This is a genomic window from uncultured Paracoccus sp., assembly GCF_947487305.1.
GTDB lineage: Bacteria > Pseudomonadota > Alphaproteobacteria > Rhodobacterales > Rhodobacteraceae > Paracoccus.
In genome coordinates, this window is record NZ_CANKWH010000003.1 from 173,880 (window position 1) to 188,368 (window position 14,489).

A 14,489-nucleotide genomic window follows, 5' to 3' on the forward strand; every position below is an offset into this window, starting at 1 on the left:
CGAATGGACAAGGCGCCCGACCGAAGAACCGGGCGGGCGCCGCTATTCTAGCGCGAGTCGCGCGGCTTGACGCTATTCCGGAATGACCCGGACCGCGCCTTTCGCGGCACTGGTGGTCAGCGCGGCATAGGCCTTGAGCGCAGTCGAGACCTTGCGGTTGCGCGGCTCGGCCGGTTTCCAGCCTTCGGCCTCGCGCGCCGCGCGGCGGGCAGCCAGCGTAGCCTCGTCCACCTCCAGCGAGATCACGCGGTTCGGGATGTCGATGCGGATCATGTCGCCCTGTTCCACCAGCCCGATGGTGCCACCCTCGGCCGCCTCGGGCGAGACATGGCCGATCGACAGACCCGAGGAGCCGCCCGAGAAGCGCCCGTCCGTGACCAGTGCGCAAGCCTTGCCCAGCCCTTTCGACTTCAGATAGCTGGTCGGATAGAGCATTTCCTGCATCCCCGGCCCGCCGCGCGGCCCCTCGTAGCGGATCAGCACCACCTCGCCCGGCTTCACCTTGCCGGTCAGGATCGCCGAAACCGAATCGTCCTGGCTTTCGAAGATATGGGCCGGGCCGGTGAAGGTCAGGATCGACTCGTCCACGCCTGCCGTCTTCACGATGCAGCCATCCTCGGCGAGGTTGCCATAGAGCACCGCGAGCCCGCCATCCTGCGAGAAGGCGTGTTCGGCGCTGCGGATCACGCCCGCCTTGCGGTCCAGATCGACGTCGTCGTAGCGGCGGTCCTGCGAGAAGGCGACCTGCGTCGGCACGCCGCCCGGCGCGGCGCGGTAGAAATCATGGACCGAGGCGGATTCGGTCTGCGCCACGTCCCATCGCTTCAGCGCCTCGGCTAGCGTGCCGGAATGGACGCTGCCGACGCTGGTATCCAACAGGCCCGCCCGGTCCAGCTCACCCAGAATCGCCATGATGCCGCCGGCGCGGTGGACATCCTCCATATGCACGTCGGATTTCGCCGGGGCGACCTTGCAGAGCACCGGCACCTTGCGCGACAGCCGGTCGATATCCGACATCGTAAAATCCATCTCGGCCTCATGCGCGGCGGCAAGAAGGTGCAGCACGGTATTGGTCGAGCCGCCCATGGCGATGTCCAAGGTCATCGCATTCTCGAAGGCGGCAAAGCTCGCGACATTGCGCGGCAGGACCGAGGCATCGTCATTGTCATAGTAGCGCCGGGCCAGATCGACGATCAGATGACCGGCCTCGACGAACAGCCGCTTGCGGTCGGCATGGGTGGCCAGGGTCGAGCCATTGCCGGGCAGCGACAGGCCAAGCGCCTCGGTCAGGCAGTTCATCGAATTGGCGGTGAACATGCCCGAGCAGGACCCGCAGGTCGGGCAGGCCGAGCGTTCGATCGCCTTCACATCCTCGTCCGACACAGAATCATCCGCCGCCGCGACCATCGCATCCACAAGGTCCAGCGCCTTGACCTTGCCGTCCTGCAACACGACCTTGCCGGCCTCCATCGGACCGCCCGAGACGAAGACGACCGGGATGTTCAGCCGCAGCGCGGCCATCAGCATCCCCGGGGTGATCTTGTCGCAGTTCGAGATGCAGACCATCGCATCGGCGCAATGGGCGTTGACCATGTATTCGACGCTGTCGGCGATGATCTCGCGCGAGGGCAGCGAATACAGCATCCCGTCATGGCCCATGGCGATCCCGTCATCGACGGCGATGGTGTTGAATTCCTTGGCGATCCCGCCCGCCGCCTCGACCTCTCTGGCGACCAGCTGGCCCAGGTCCTTCAGGTGGACATGGCCGGGAACGAACTGGGTGAAGCTGTTGACGATGGCGATGATCGGCTTGCCGAAATCGCTGTCCTTCACCCCGGTCGCCCGCCACAGGCCCCGCGCGCCCGCCATGTTGCGTCCGTGAGTGGTGGTGCGGGAACGATAGGCTGGCATGGGTATCTCCTTCAGATGCGCGGCTGTCCGGCGAAAGGGTGGTGCAGCAGGCGTTGCGAATAGGTGGCAGGACCGGAACGGTCCTACTGCCCCGGGACAGTCACAGGCAAGCCCTCAAGATCCTCGGGCAGGCTGATCGGACGGAGAAACCGGCGATGGCGAAGGCCAAACGAGAAACCGGCCGCGCCCGGATGGGGACGCGGCCGGCTCTGGTCGTGTATCGGGATCAGGCCTGGACGGGCTTGGCCGTGACAACCGGCGCTGCCGGGCGGGTCAGCCGCGACTTGGCGAACATGGCGAGCGCCGCGAGGATCGCCGGAACGGCAGCAGCAGCAAAGACCGTCGGCAGGTCCCAGCCAAGCGACAGCAGCACGCCGCCGACCATCGATCCAAGGACCGAGCCGGTGCGGCCCACCGCGTTGGCCCAGGACACCCCGGTTGCCCGGCTGGTGGTCGGGTAGAAGCCGGCGGCCAGCGCGTTAACGCCGACCTGTGCCCCGGCGACGCCGAAGCCCGCGCCGAAGATTGCCAGAACCAGCAGCCAGGGCTGGCTGACGGCATTGCCCAGCAGGATCACGAAGCCACCGGCGACCAGGTAGGCCAACGCCAGAACTTTATGCGGCTCGAACCGGTCCATCAGGCGACCAATCAGGATCGCGCCCACCGTGCCGCCGGCGGCCAGCGTGGCACCCATCAGCGAAGCCTTTTCCAGCGTGAAGCCAGCCGAGGTGATCAAGAGCGGCAGCCAACTGGAGAGCAGATAGAAGACCAGGAGGCTCATGAAGAAGGTGGCCCAGATCAAGAGCGTGCCGAGAGCGAGACCGTCCTTGAACAGCTGAGAGACGGGCGAGCCGGGCGCCTTGACCGGGCGGGTATAGGTGGCGTCGCTCAGGTCAGCCGAAGGGACCATCTTCTGCAGCACTTCGGTGATGCGGGCAGGCTCGGCGCCACGGGTTGCGAGGAAGCGCGGCGATTCGGGCAGAAGGGCGATCAGGAACGGGCTGAGCGCCAGCGGCAGCACGCCGCCCATGATCAACAGCCCCTGCCAGCCGAAGGTCGAGACGATCGACGAGGCCGCCAGACCGGCCGAGGCCGAGCCGATGGTGAAGCCACAGAACATCAGCGTCACCAGCGAGGACCGGCGCTTGTCCGGGCAGACCTCGGCGGTCAGCGTGATCGAGGCCGGCATGGCGCCGCCAAGACCAAGGCCGGTGACGAAGCGCAGGATGGTCAGGTTCTGGATGTCGGGCGCAAAGGCCGAGGCCAGCGTGGCGAGGCCGAAGAAGATCGTGGTCAGCGTCAGCACCGGCTTGCGACCGAAGCGGTCGGCCAGCGGGCCGAAGACGAAGGCGCCGGCCATCAGGCCGAACAGCCCGGCAGCAAACAGCGGGGCCAGCTCGGCGGGCGTGGCGCCCCAGCTGGCCTTCAGCGAGGGGGCGATGAAGCCGATGGCGGCGGTATCGAAACCGTCAATGGCGACGACGAGGAAGCACAGGAAGATGACGCGCTTCTGGAAGGCGGACAGGCGTGTGGTGTTTGTGTTCACCACTTCCTGCACGTCGAGCGTGCGGTGTGACATGGGGTCTCCTCCGGGGTTTGGGTATGCGCATCCGGGGGCCGATGATCTCGGTCCCGCGATGGGCGCTGTGAGGGTGTGGGGTGAAGGGCAGGCGGGCCGCGGCGATGGGTCCCGGGCCTTGTGAAAACCCCCGCTTCGGGGCGGGGGCTTTCGGGTTTCAGACGATCAGGGGATCAGGCGTCAACCAGGACCTTCTCGCGCTTCAGGGCAAAATCGAACTGGACATGCAGATCCTGCGCCGCATCGGGCGTGGGCACGAACTCGGCGATCAGGTCATCTTTCACCGCGAAGACCGAGTCATTGTCGAGATACTCGCTGGAGCTGTCGAAGATCTGGCTGATCAGCGAGCGGTAGCCGGGCTTCTGGATCATGAAGTGGATATGGCCGGGGCGATAGGGGTGGTGCCCCATGAAGCGCAGCAACTCGCCGGCGGTCTCGTCTTCCGGGATCGGATAGGGAACCGGGCGCAGGGCGACGAAGGAATAGCGGCCCTTGGCATCGGTCTTGAAGCGACCGCGCAGGTTGAAATCGGGCTGGTCGGGGTCGTGGTTCTCGTAGAGGCCGTTCGGCGCGTCCTCCCAGACATCGATCAGCACGCCTTCCAGCGGCTCGCCCAGATCGTCGGTGATGACGCCCTCGACCAGCACCGATTCCTCGCCGTCGAAATGCTTCTGCACGGTCGAGGCGCCGGCGGGCAGGACCGTTGGGTTGTCGCGGTAGAAGGGGCCAAGCACGGTCGAGGTGCTTTCGCCGCCGGTGACCGGGTTGCTCAGCATGTCAACCAGAACCTCGACGCCGAGGATATCGCCCAGCAGGATGAATTCCTGCCGCTTTTCATCGGTGGTCTGGCCGGCACGGGCCAGGTAGTCGCAGGCGGCCAGGAATTCGTCGATCTGCAGGTTCACGTCTTTGCAGAAGCCGTGCAGATGGGTGATCAGCGAGGTCATGATCTTGCGCTGGCGGGTGGTGATTTCGCCGTTCTGGCCCAGTGAGCCGATGACGACGTCGGTGATGTTTTCAAGCGTTACGGTTCCCAAGGTCTCTCTCCCAGATAAGGTGGATACGGGGTCTATTCGGATCGTCCCGGGCTATCCCGGTGGATGACCAGATGAATGTGACAAAGCCAGGGCCTCGACCCAATGCCCCGCTTGGTATCGGGCGATACCGCGACCTCGGAACGCCGGGCCGGGGCGAGCTTTCCATGGGTATCACCGGATACCGACCCGGACATTGCCCGGCGGGGGCACGAAACGTCACTCTGGGGACAGCACCTGCCATCACAATCCGGGGGATCCCATGTTGCCATTTCTCACGCGGATGCAGTCGCAGCTTGACGACAGCCCGCATCTTCTGCGCCTCGGGCGCCTGATCAATGATACCGTCCTTATGAAGGTCGACGGTGACGAATATTACCTGACCTTCGACAAGGGCCATCTGTCCGAGATCCAGCCCGGACCCAGCCGCAAGACGCCGTGGCGCTTTGCCATCACCACCGACCGCGCCGCGCTGGAGGAATTCTGGCAAGCCCGGCCCAAGCCCGCCTTCCACGACATTTTCGGCCTCGTCACCATCGGCCGCGCCCGTATCGACGGCGACATCCTCGCGCTGGTGAAGAACCTGCGCTTCTTCAAGGAAGTCCTGGCCATCCCGCGCAAGGAGGTTTCCGCATGAGCACCCGCACATCCCCCGCCCGCCCCGAGCCGATCACCGGCCGCTATTACACCGTCGATGTCGAGGGCGCGCCCCGCCGCATCTATGTCGAGGAGGCAGGGCAGGGCCGCCCGGTCCTGTGCCTGCACACCGCCGGCGCCGATACCCGCCAGTGGCGGCACCTGATGAACGATGCCGAGGTGACGCGCGACCATCGCCTGATCGCCTTCGACATGCCCTGGCATGGCAAGTCGCTGCCGCCCGAGGGTTTCGAGACCGAGGAATATCTGCTGACGACCGAAGCCTACATTGCCACCGTTCTGGCGGTGGTCGACGGGCTGGGGCTTGAGCGCCCGCTGCTGGCCGGCTGTTCCATGGGCGGGCGCATCGCGCTGCAACTGGCGGCACTGCATGGCGACAAGTTCTCGGGTTTCATCGCCATCGAGGCCTCGGACTTTCAGGGCGCCTGGTATGACATCGACTGGTTCCACCGTCCCGATGCCCATGGTGGCGAGATGGGGGCGGCGCTGGTTTCGGCCAATATCTCGCCCTATGCGCCCGCCGAGGAGCGCTGGAATACGCTGTGGATGTTCATGCAGTCGGGGCCGGGCGTGTTCCGGGGCGATCTGAGTTTCTACACCCGCGACGAAAGCCTGGTCGGGCGGCTGCATCAGATCGATACGATCCGCACGCCGGTTCATATCCTCGTCGGCGCCTATGACCTGACCTGCACGCCCGAGGACGCCAAGCGCACCGCCCGCGCCATTCCCGGCGCGACGGTCACGGTGATGGACGAACTGGGCCATTTCCCGATGAGCGAACATCCGGAGGGCTTCCGCCCCTTCTTCAGCGACGCGCTGCAAAAGATGCGCGTCCCCGCAATCGAGCGCGCCGAGGAGCAAGCCTGATGTCCCAGAAACCCTGCATCATCTGCGTCGCCATCACCGGCTCGCTGCCGACCAAGGCCAACAATCCGGCCGTGCCGATCTCGGTCGCCGAACAGGTCGAATCGACGCAAGAGGCCTTCGAGGCCGGGGCTTCGATTGTTCATGCCCATGTGCGCAACGACGATGCCACGCCCTCTTCGGACCCCGAGCGGTTCGCCCGACTGCAAGAGGGGCTGGAGCGTCATTGCCCCGGCATGATCATCCAGTTCTCGACCGGTGGCCGGTCGGGGGCGGGGCAGACCCGTGGCGCGATGCTGAGCCTGCGCCCCGACATGGCCAGCCTCTCGGTCGGGTCGAACAACTTCCCCAGCCGCGTCTACGAGAACCCGCCCGATCTGGTCGACTGGCTGGCCGGCGAAATGCAGAAATACCAGGTGAAGCCCGAGATTGAGGCCTTCGATCTGGGCCATATCCATCAGGCCGTGGCCATGCGCCGCGATGGCCGCCTGACCGGGCAGCTTTACGTGCAATTCGTCATGGGCGTGAAGAACGCCATGCCGGTCGATCGCGATGTGTTCGACTATTACATCCGCACGATGGAGCGGCTGGCGCCGGATTCCGAATGGTGCGCCGCCGGGATCGGCTCGCATCAGCTGACGCTGAACGAATGGTGCGTGTCCTCGGGCGGCCATACCCGCACCGGGCTGGAGGACAACGTCCGGCTGGACAAGGACCGGCTGGCCCCATCCAACGCGGCGCTGGTCAAACGGGTGGTGGACCTGTGCGACCGCTACGAACGCCCGGTCGCCACGGTGGAACAGTCCCGCCGCATTCTCGGACTGGTGCCCGCGCTGGTGTGATCCGGCCGCCATTACCGGCGCGTCCCACCCTGGGGCGCGCCGCCCTTTTCATCACGGAGGAGTAACCATGAAGACGTTCAGAGACCTGTTCCTGCATTTCCTGCAAGACATGTATTACGCCGAGCAGCAGATCCTGAAGATCCTGCCCGAAGTGGTCGAGGCGGTGCAGAACGACAAGCTGCGTGCCTCGCTGACCGAGCATATTGCCGAGACCCGCGACCAGATCGAGCGGCTGGAACGCACCTTCGCCGCTATTGGCGAGCCGGTGAAGGGCGTCACCTGCGAGGCGATCCTTGGGCTTCTGCAAGAGACCGAGGATGTGATCCGCGAGACCGGCGGCAAGGGTCCGGTGCAGGATGCCGGCATCATCGCCTGCGCGCAGGCGGTCGAGCATTACGAGATCGCCCGTTTCGTCACCCTGACCGCATGGGCCAATGCCTGGGCCAATGACGAGGCGGCGGCGAACCTGCAGAAGGCGCTGAATGTCGAACGGGCGCGGAATGCCAAGCTGAACGAGCTGGCAACCGCCGAGGTGTTCGATCTGGCAGCCGCGATCTAGGGACCCGCTGGACAGGGGAGGAGGCCATGCGGCAGCATCTGATCGACCCGGAGATTTGTATCCGCTGCAATACCTGCGAGACCCGTTGCCCGACCGGCGCGATCTCGCATGCGGCGAATTACGTGGTCGATCCCGAGATCTGCAACTTCTGCATGCGCTGCGTCCGCCCCTGTCCGACCGGGGCCATCGACAACTGGTTCAACGTCACCCGGCCCTTCACGCTGACCGAACAGCATGAATGGACCATCCTGCCCCAGCCGGAACCCGAGCTGGAACGTCCTGTGCCCGATGCCTTCGACGACGAGGCCACGCGCATCCTGACTATCGCCCATCAGGGCCTTGGCGGGGCGGCGCGCGCCCCGGCCTCGGCCTCGAACCCCCGGATCAACGCCTTTACCCGCGCCGCGCCCGCGCGCGCGACGGTGGTCGGTAACAGCCGCATCACCGCCGAGGACTGCAATTCGGACGTGCATCACATCATCCTCGATTTCGGGGCCGAGCCCTTTGCCTATCTGGAAGGGCAGAGCATCGGCATCGTGCCGCCGGGACTGGACGCCAATGGTCGCCCGCACGAGATGCGGCTTTATTCCGCCGCCAGCGCGCGCGATGGAGAGCGGCCGAATACCAACAACATGGCGCTGACGGTAAAGCGCATTGCCGGCGACGGGGTGACGGGCGTGGCCTCGAACTGGCTTTGCGACCGGGTGCTTGGCGACAGCTTCGACGTGGTCGGGCCCTTTGGCGCGACCTTCCTGATGCCCGACGATCCGCAGGCCGATCTGCTGATGATCTGCACCGGCACCGGGGTGTCGCCCTTCCGCGGCTTCACCCATCGCCGCCGCCGCACCGCGCCGCATGGGCCGGGCGGGCTCTACCTGTTCTTCGGCGCGCGCACGCCCGGGGAACTGCCCTATTTCGGGCCGCTGCAGCGCTATCTGCAAACCGAATTGCATCGCGAGCTGGTCTATAGCCGGGTGAACCTTGAGGAACATGAATATGTGCAGGACCGGCTGGAACGGCGGGCCGATCTGGTCGCCGGGTTGCTGACGAAACCCACGACCCATCTCTATGTCTGCGGTCTCAAAGGGCTAGAGGCGGGGGTCGAGCAGGCGATCGGGCGCATCAGCGCCGCGCACGGGCTGGACTGGCCCGCGATCCGCAGCGCCTTGCGGCAAGAGGGGCGGATGCATGTCGAGACCTATTGATCGGCGTTTTGACGAGGCTGCCGGCGATGACTAGTCTGCGCACGATACCTGCCCCTCAGCCCGACGAGACCGCCATGCGCCTGATCCGACCGGAAGACTTCCTGACCCAGCAATGGAAAAATGGCGGCGGCGTCACCCATGAGATCGCGCGGCAGGATCGCGAGGGCCGGATGCTGTGGCGGTTGTCGATTGCCGAGGTTGGATCGGATGGACCCTTCTCGGCCTTTCCCGGCCTCTCACGCATCCTGACGGTGATCGAGGGAGCGGGGATGGCGCTGCGCGCGCCCGATGTCACGCTGATGGCGCTGCCGATGCAGCCGCTGGCATTTTCCGGCGATCTGCCGATCGACAGCCGGCTGATCGATGGTCCGCTGCGCGACTTCAACCTGATTCATGACGGCGCGCGGTTCGACGGATCGGTCCTGCCGCTGTCGGGCGACCGGACCCTCACCACTGGCGCGACCCATGCGGTGCTTGCCCTTGGTGACGGGATTTCGGTCGATGGCACGCCGCTGCCTCAAGGCGCCGTGGCGCTGTTCGCAGGCGCAGCCCAGGTCCAAGCTCCGGCTGCGACCCCGGGTCTGGTCGCCACGCTGGTCCCGCGTCAGGTGCCGAAGGCGATGCCGTGATCGCGATACATTCGCTTGATCAGCCGCAGAAGCAGCGCCAGTTCCGGCGAAGGATCGTCCTTGCGGATGCTCATGATGACCGGCGAGATCGCCTCGACCTCGTCCAGCGCGGCATAGACCACGTTGTCCCGGCGCAGGCGCTCGACCGAGGCCGGCACCACCGCAAAGCCGGTCTCGGCCGCCACCAGCCCCAGTGCCGCCTGCAATTCCTTGACCTCGTGGACCACAGGCGGGCGCAGATCGCGGTCGCGCAGCAGCGCCAGCACCTGATCGGCATAGCTGGGGCGCGGCGCGCTGGGGTAGATGATGATCGGCAGATGCGCCAGATCGGCCAGCTTGAACGGCCCCGGCCGGTCGGCGATCGGATCGCTGGCCGGGATCGCCGCGCGCAGGGCCTCGTTGCGCATCAGCACCCGGTCGACCAGCGGGTCGCCATGCGGGATGCGGCCAAAGCCCACATCGATGCGGCCTTCCTTCAGCGCCGCGATCTGTTCCAGCGAGGTCATCTCGTGCAGCGCGATCTCGCCCTCGGGACGGGCGGCGCGATAGCGGCGGATCGCCTCGGGCAGATGGCCGTAAAGCGTCGAGGAGACAAAGCCGATCCCCAGCCTTGTGCGGGCGGTGGCGGCAAGGCGGCGGGTCATCTCGGTCATTTGCTCGATATGATCCAGCGCCATCACCGCCTGATCGAAGAACAGCTTTCCGGCTTCGGTCAGCTGCAACGGGCGCGAGCCGCGCTGGATCAGCTGCACCCCGATCTCTTCCTCCAGCTGGTGGATCTGCCGGCTCAGCGGCGGTTGGGCCATGTTCAGCCGCTCGGCCGCACGGGTGAAGTTCCGCTCGCGCGCGACGGTCACGAAGTAATGCAACTGGTGCAGCTTCATCGCCATACCTTTTAGGTATTGAACCGATTCAGACGATATTGGGAATTCTCTCCCCTCACAAGCTATTTGGGTTGTGGGAGCTAGAGCCGCCTGACCAACCGATCCGAAAGGTATCAACAGGGCCGGACGCAAGAGGAGGATCGACCATGACCCAGCCAGCCACCACGACGGACCGCCACAGCGCGTGCACCAAGGATTGCGACAGCTGCAGCAAGGGCAAGACCTGCGAGACGCTGACGCCCGTGCTGACGCAGATCCAGCCGGTTCAGGAAGCCCGTCAGCCGGAGGGCGCGTCATGGAAATGAACCTGCGCCGTTTGGGCTATTTCATCGCCGTCGCCGAGGAACTGCATTTCGGTCGCGCCGCCGAGCGTCTGGGGATGGCGCAGCCGCCCTTGAGCCGCCAGATCCATCAATTCGAGGAAGAGATGGGCGCGCTGCTGTTCAACCGCTCGCGCAGCGCCATCACCCTGACCCAGGCCGGGCATCGCCTCTATGAGCGTGGCCGCGAGACCATGACCGGGATCGAGGACATGCAGCTGGAGATCCGCCGCATCGGACAGGGGGCTGCCGGCCGGTTGCGCATCGGTTTCGTCGGTTCGTCGTCCTACGGCCTGCTGCCGAACATCATCAAGGCCTTCCGCGCCGCCCATCCCGCCGTCGCGCTGAGCCTGATGCCGATGAACAATGCCGATCTGCACAAGGCGCTGATCCGGCGCGAGGTCGATGTGGCCTTTGCCCGTCCGACGCTGGAGGACCCGGAATTCGTCACCCGCAAGCTGATCGACGAGGAGCTGGTCGTGGCCATGCCCGAAAGCTTTGACGTCAAGGGCGACGGGCCGGTGAACCTGCAGGACTATGCCAAGGAGAATTTCATTCTCTACCCGGAATTCCCGCGCCCCTCTTACGCCGATTTCGTGCTGAAGCTGATCGAGGAGCAGGGGCTGGAGGCGAAAAGCCGGGTCTTCACCATGGACCTGCAGACCGCGCTGAGCCTCGTGGCCATCGGCGAGGGCATGTGCATCGTGCCGGAATCGGTGGCCTCGGCGCCGCGGAACGGCATCCATTTCCACCGCCTCGACCCCGAGCTTGGCACCACCGCCCTGTCGATCAACCACCGTGTCGACGAACAGGGCGTGCATGTTCACAAGTTCACCAAGATCGCGCAGGACGTGGCGCGGAAGACGGCGTGATCGTTTCCCTTTCCGCCGCAAGGGTGGCACAAGGCCTCTGACAGTTTTGCTCAGGGGCCTTTTCACATGTTCACCTTCCGCATCACCCCGCGTCTGCCGGCAGCCCTGATCGCGGCGGCGCTGGCGCAGCCGGTCGCAGCAGCCGACCTGATCGGCTTCTGGGACAGCCCGCAATATGGGGCGAACGGCTTCAATGCCGAGCCGCAGGATGCTGAGTATTTCCGTGAGCTTGCCGAAACCGGTGCGACATGGGTGCGGCTGACCTTCAGCAAATGGAAAGGGCAGGGCCGTGATTTCCTGATCGGCGATGCGGATCGCTATGACGGACTGGTGCCCGAGGATCTGGCACAGCTGCGGCAGGTGCTGGATGCCGCCGATGCAGCCGGGATCAAGGTGGTGCTGGCGCCGCTCAGCCTGCCGGGCCGGCGCTGGTCGCAGCAGAACGGCGGTGTCTATGACGACCGGCTGTGGAGCGATGCCGCCTATCAGGATCAGGCCGCGCGATTCTGGGCCGATCTTGCCGGCGCGCTGAAGGACCATCCGGCGATCGCGGGCTATAACATCCTGAACGAACCGGCGCCCGAGAAGGCCGGCGGCGTGGCAGAGAACGCGCCTGCAGACACGCTACGCGACTGGCAGGCAGCCCAGGACGGCGGGCTGCGTGATCTGCCGGCCTTCTATGACCGCGTTATCACCGCGATCCGGGCTGTCGATCCAGTTACCCCGGTCATGGTCGATGGCGGCTGGTTCGCCAATCCGCGCTCACTGGCGGCCTGGCCGGCGGCGCTGGCCGATGATCGGGTGCTTTACGCCTTCCACATGTACGAACCCTATGCCGCCACCAGCGCGCCGAACATGAAACGGGATGAGCCTTTGCGCTATCCCGGCGTCAGCACCGAATATGCGGGGGGCGAGATGGTGTGGGATCGCATCGCCGTCGCCGACCATATCGGCGCGGCCTTTGACTGGGCCGAGGCGCAGTCGGTGCCACCCTCGCGCGTTGTGGCGGCGGAATTCGGCTGCATGCGGCTTTGGGCCGATTGCGGCACCTATCTGACCGATGTGATCGATGCGGTCGAGGCGCGGGGCGGCCATTGGGCCTTCTATGCCTTCCGCGAGGATGAATGGGACGGCATGGATTACGAGTTGCCCGCCGATCTGAAGCCGGGCCGGTTCTACTGGCTGAGCGAGGAGGGCAGGGCCGACGAACTGCCACGGAACGGCGCGTTCATGGAGCTCTTGCGCGCGCGCCTGAAACCCTGACGGTGCCTCGGGCGGTCGCGCAGCTTCAGTCTAGCCCAGATCCCCGCCGCCGACCGGCAGGGTCACGCCGGTGATATAGCTGGCATCGTCCGAGGCGAGGAACAGGATGGCGCCGGCCTGTTCGTCCAGCGTGCCATAGCGTTTCATCAGGCTCGACTGCTTGGTCTGGTCGACGATGGTCTGATACCATTCCGCCGGCTGTTCGGTTGCGGCATTGGCATTGCGCGGCACCACGCGCGGCGGGGCCTCGGTGCCGCCGGGCGCGGTGGCGACGACGCGGATGCCGCGTTCGGCCACTTCCCAGGCAAGGCTGGCGGTGATGGCGTTCACCCCGCCCTTGGCCGCCGCATAGGGGACGCGGTTGAGGCTGCGGGTGGCGATGGAGGAGACGTTGACGATCACACCCTTGCCCGCCGGCAGCATGTAATCCAGCGCGGCGCGGCAGCAATAGATGGTCGGAAACAGCGAGCGGCGGATCTCGGCCTCGATCTCTTTCGGCTGGTAATGCTCGAAGGGTTTCGCCCAGATGGTGCCGCCGACATTGTTCACGAGGATGTCGATGCGCCCGAAAAGCTCCGCTGCCCGGGCCATGGCGGCGGCGCAGCCCTCCCATGTTTCCAGATCGGCGCTCACCGCATGGGCGATGCCGCCCACCGCTTTGATTCCCGCCGCCACCACGTCGCGCTGGTTCGAGCGGTCGACGATCAGCACCTCGGCCCCCTCGGCGGCCGCGCGTTCGGCGACGTGCTGACCTATGCCCTGGGCGGCGCCGGTGATCACCATGGCCTTGCCTGCGAACCGCCCGCTCATGCCGCCACCGCCGGGGTTTCGGTCGGGTTGAACTTCTCGAAGTGGAAGCTGGCGGGGGCGACGCCAAGGGCGGCCATGTGCTGGCGCACCGCCTCGACCATCGGCGGGGGACCGCACAGATAGACATCGCTGTCGCCGCCGTTGAAATCCTCGAGGCCGAGATGATCGGTGACGAAGCCCTTGCGGTCATGCTCCTCGTCCTTGGCGGCGAGGATGGTGACGATCTGGACATTGCCGATCTGATCGGCCAGCGCCTGCATCCGCTCCAGCTCGACCAGATCCGCGCCATGGGTGACGGCATAGTAGAGCCGGATCGGATGGTCGCTGCCGCTGACGGCGACCGATTCCAGCATGGCGAGGAAGGGCGCAAGGCCGGTGCCGCCGGCCAGCCACAGCTGCGGGCGCTCGACCGGGCGCAGGTAGAAGGCACCCATCGGGCCGGTCAGGTCCAGCTTGTCGCCGGGCTTGGCGATCTCGCCCAGCCAGGTCGACATGACGCCGCCCTTGAGGTTGCGGATCAGGAAACTGCCCTCGTCGGCGCCCGGCGCCGAGGAGAAGGAATAGGAGCGGTACCGGTCGGTGCCGGGCACGCCGATATTGACGTATTGGCCGGGCAGGAAGGCGATCGGTTTGGACAGTTTCACCCTGAGCCCGAACGAGGTTTCCGACAGCGCATCGACCGCGATCACCTCGGCGGCGACGGTTTCGGCCCCGGTTTTGCAGACCAGCGACGAGGCCGGAACCTTGACCACGCAATCGGATTTCGGGGTCATCTGGCAGGAGAGAACATAGCCCTCGCCGGCCTCGTCCTCGGTCATGGCTTCGTCGAGATAGAAGCCCAGTTCGTATTCGCCCTTTTCGGCAAAGCATTTGCAGGTGCCGCAGACGCCGTCGCGGCAATCCATCGGGATGTTGATCTTGGCGCGGAAGGCGGCGTCCATGACGAGTTCGTCCTCGTCGCAGTCGATGACGCGGGTCACGCCGTCTTCGAAGTTGAGTGCAATCTGGTAGGTCATGGTGTCTCCTCCCCCGGTCCCGCCCGGATGCCCGGGCGGGTGGC

15 protein-coding genes are annotated in these 14,489 nt (G+C 65.8%); 9 read left to right on the forward strand and 6 right to left on the reverse strand.

Annotated features, from left to right (window positions below):
* Positions 1–72: 72 nt before the first annotated feature.
* The 3 genes from ilvD to Q1A36_RS05520 form a co-directional block, all read right to left on the reverse strand.
* Positions 73–1,911 (reverse strand): dihydroxy-acid dehydratase, encoded by a 1,839-nt coding sequence (ilvD, locus tag Q1A36_RS05510; RefSeq protein WP_299840827.1) that lies wholly within the window; start codon positions 1,909–1,911, stop codon positions 73–75.
* A 226-nt stretch (positions 1,912–2,137) separates the two neighbouring features.
* A complete protein-coding gene (locus Q1A36_RS05515) occupies positions 2,138–3,490 on the reverse strand; it encodes an MFS transporter (protein WP_299840829.1) in 1,353 nt (450 codons plus the stop codon).
* 173 nt (positions 3,491–3,663) lie between these two features.
* Positions 3,664–4,527, reverse strand: a complete 864-nt coding sequence (locus Q1A36_RS05520; RefSeq protein ID WP_299840831.1) for a dioxygenase — start codon at positions 4,525–4,527, stop codon at positions 3,664–3,666.
* Between the two features lie 259 nt (positions 4,528–4,786).
* On the opposite strand from Q1A36_RS05520, the gene Q1A36_RS05525 reads away from it, so the two are divergent.
* The 6 genes from Q1A36_RS05525 to Q1A36_RS05550 all read left to right on the forward strand — a co-directional run bounded on the left by Q1A36_RS05525 (position 4,787) and on the right by Q1A36_RS05550 (position 9,280).
* Positions 4,787–5,161, forward strand: a complete 375-nt coding sequence (locus Q1A36_RS05525) for a hypothetical protein (protein WP_299840833.1) — start codon at positions 4,787–4,789, stop codon at positions 5,159–5,161.
* The gene (locus Q1A36_RS05530; protein ID WP_299840835.1) at positions 5,158–6,048 is read left to right on the forward strand and encodes an alpha/beta hydrolase; all 891 of its coding nucleotides are present in this window, start codon (positions 5,158–5,160) and stop codon (positions 6,046–6,048) included. The genes Q1A36_RS05525 and Q1A36_RS05530 overlap by 4 nt, the downstream gene beginning before the upstream one ends.
* Positions 6,048–6,887 carry a 3-keto-5-aminohexanoate cleavage protein gene (locus tag Q1A36_RS05535; RefSeq protein ID WP_299840837.1) on the forward strand — a complete coding sequence of 280 codons (840 nt, stop codon included), beginning with the start codon at positions 6,048–6,050 and terminating at the stop codon, positions 6,885–6,887. The genes Q1A36_RS05530 and Q1A36_RS05535 overlap by 1 nt, the downstream gene beginning before the upstream one ends.
* Before the next feature lie 67 nt (positions 6,888–6,954).
* Positions 6,955–7,446, forward strand: coding sequence for a ferritin-like domain-containing protein (locus Q1A36_RS05540; protein ID WP_101752905.1), 492 nt, complete (start codon positions 6,955–6,957; stop codon positions 7,444–7,446).
* Between the two features lie 26 nt (positions 7,447–7,472).
* Positions 7,473–8,651: a benzoyl-CoA 2,3-epoxidase subunit BoxA gene (boxA, locus tag Q1A36_RS05545; protein WP_299840840.1), complete on the forward strand. Its 1,179-nt coding sequence runs from the start codon at positions 7,473–7,475 to the stop codon at positions 8,649–8,651.
* A 26-nt stretch (positions 8,652–8,677) separates the two neighbouring features.
* Positions 8,678–9,280, forward strand: coding sequence for a HutD family protein (locus Q1A36_RS05550; protein ID WP_299840842.1), 603 nt, complete (start codon positions 8,678–8,680; stop codon positions 9,278–9,280).
* On the opposite strand, the gene Q1A36_RS05555 is transcribed toward Q1A36_RS05550, so the two are convergent.
* Complete coding sequence (locus Q1A36_RS05555) at positions 9,256–10,164, reverse strand: LysR family transcriptional regulator (RefSeq protein WP_299840844.1); 909 nt, start codon at positions 10,162–10,164, stop codon at positions 9,256–9,258. The genes Q1A36_RS05550 and Q1A36_RS05555 overlap by 25 nt on opposite strands.
* Positions 10,165–10,310: 146 nt before the next feature.
* On the opposite strand from Q1A36_RS05555, the gene Q1A36_RS05560 reads away from it, so the two are divergent.
* The 3 genes from Q1A36_RS05560 to Q1A36_RS05570 all read left to right on the forward strand — a co-directional run bounded on the left by Q1A36_RS05560 (position 10,311) and on the right by Q1A36_RS05570 (position 12,619).
* Positions 10,311–10,469, forward strand: coding sequence for a hypothetical protein (locus tag Q1A36_RS05560; RefSeq protein WP_299840846.1), 159 nt, complete (start codon positions 10,311–10,313; stop codon positions 10,467–10,469).
* Complete coding sequence (locus Q1A36_RS05565; protein ID WP_299840848.1) at positions 10,460–11,356, forward strand: LysR substrate-binding domain-containing protein; 897 nt, start codon at positions 10,460–10,462, stop codon at positions 11,354–11,356. Before Q1A36_RS05560 ends, Q1A36_RS05565 begins: the two co-directional genes overlap by 10 nt.
* 66 nt (positions 11,357–11,422) lie before the next feature.
* Positions 11,423–12,619, forward strand: a complete 1,197-nt coding sequence (locus tag Q1A36_RS05570) for a cellulase family glycosylhydrolase (protein ID WP_299840850.1) — start codon at positions 11,423–11,425, stop codon at positions 12,617–12,619.
* Positions 12,620–12,649: 30 nt separating this feature from the next.
* On the opposite strand, the gene benD is transcribed toward Q1A36_RS05570, so the two are convergent.
* Positions 12,650–13,429 (reverse strand): benzoate diol dehydrogenase BenD, encoded by a 780-nt coding sequence (gene benD / locus Q1A36_RS05575; protein ID WP_299840851.1) that lies wholly within the window; start codon positions 13,427–13,429, stop codon positions 12,650–12,652.
* Positions 13,426–14,445, reverse strand: a complete 1,020-nt coding sequence (gene benC, locus Q1A36_RS05580; protein ID WP_299840853.1) for a benzoate 1,2-dioxygenase electron transfer component BenC — start codon at positions 14,443–14,445, stop codon at positions 13,426–13,428. Before benC ends, benD begins: the two co-directional genes overlap by 4 nt.
* Positions 14,446–14,489: the final 44 nt, after the last annotated feature.

Bases quoted from the DNA above. Each gene is read 5' to 3' on its own strand.
- Q1A36_RS05565 (WP_299840848.1), top strand. From the start codon at position 10,460: ATGGAAATGAACCTGCGCCGTTTGGGCTATTTCATCGCCGTCGCCGAG.
- Q1A36_RS05530 (WP_299840835.1), top strand. From the start codon at position 5,158: ATGAGCACCCGCACATCCCCCGCCCGCCCCGAGCCGATCACCGGCCGC.
- benC (WP_299840853.1), bottom strand. From the start codon at position 14,445: ATGACCTACCAGATTGCACTCAACTTCGAAGACGGCGTGACCCGCGTC.
- Q1A36_RS05540 (WP_101752905.1), top strand. From the start codon at position 6,955: ATGAAGACGTTCAGAGACCTGTTCCTGCATTTCCTGCAAGACATGTAT.
- benD (WP_299840851.1), bottom strand. From the start codon at position 13,429: ATGAGCGGGCGGTTCGCAGGCAAGGCCATGGTGATCACCGGCGCCGCC.
- Q1A36_RS05525 (WP_299840833.1), top strand. From the start codon at position 4,787: ATGTTGCCATTTCTCACGCGGATGCAGTCGCAGCTTGACGACAGCCCG.
- Q1A36_RS05550 (WP_299840842.1), top strand. From the start codon at position 8,678: ATGACTAGTCTGCGCACGATACCTGCCCCTCAGCCCGACGAGACCGCC.
- Q1A36_RS05560 (WP_299840846.1), top strand. From the start codon at position 10,311: ATGACCCAGCCAGCCACCACGACGGACCGCCACAGCGCGTGCACCAAG.
- ilvD (WP_299840827.1), bottom strand. From the start codon at position 1,911: ATGCCAGCCTATCGTTCCCGCACCACCACTCACGGACGCAACATGGCG.
- Q1A36_RS05570 (WP_299840850.1), top strand. From the start codon at position 11,423: ATGTTCACCTTCCGCATCACCCCGCGTCTGCCGGCAGCCCTGATCGCG.
- Q1A36_RS05535 (WP_299840837.1), top strand. From the start codon at position 6,048: ATGTCCCAGAAACCCTGCATCATCTGCGTCGCCATCACCGGCTCGCTG.
- boxA (WP_299840840.1), top strand. From the start codon at position 7,473: ATGCGGCAGCATCTGATCGACCCGGAGATTTGTATCCGCTGCAATACC.
- Q1A36_RS05515 (WP_299840829.1), bottom strand. From the start codon at position 3,490: ATGTCACACCGCACGCTCGACGTGCAGGAAGTGGTGAACACAAACACC.
- Q1A36_RS05555 (WP_299840844.1), bottom strand. From the start codon at position 10,164: ATGAAGCTGCACCAGTTGCATTACTTCGTGACCGTCGCGCGCGAGCGG.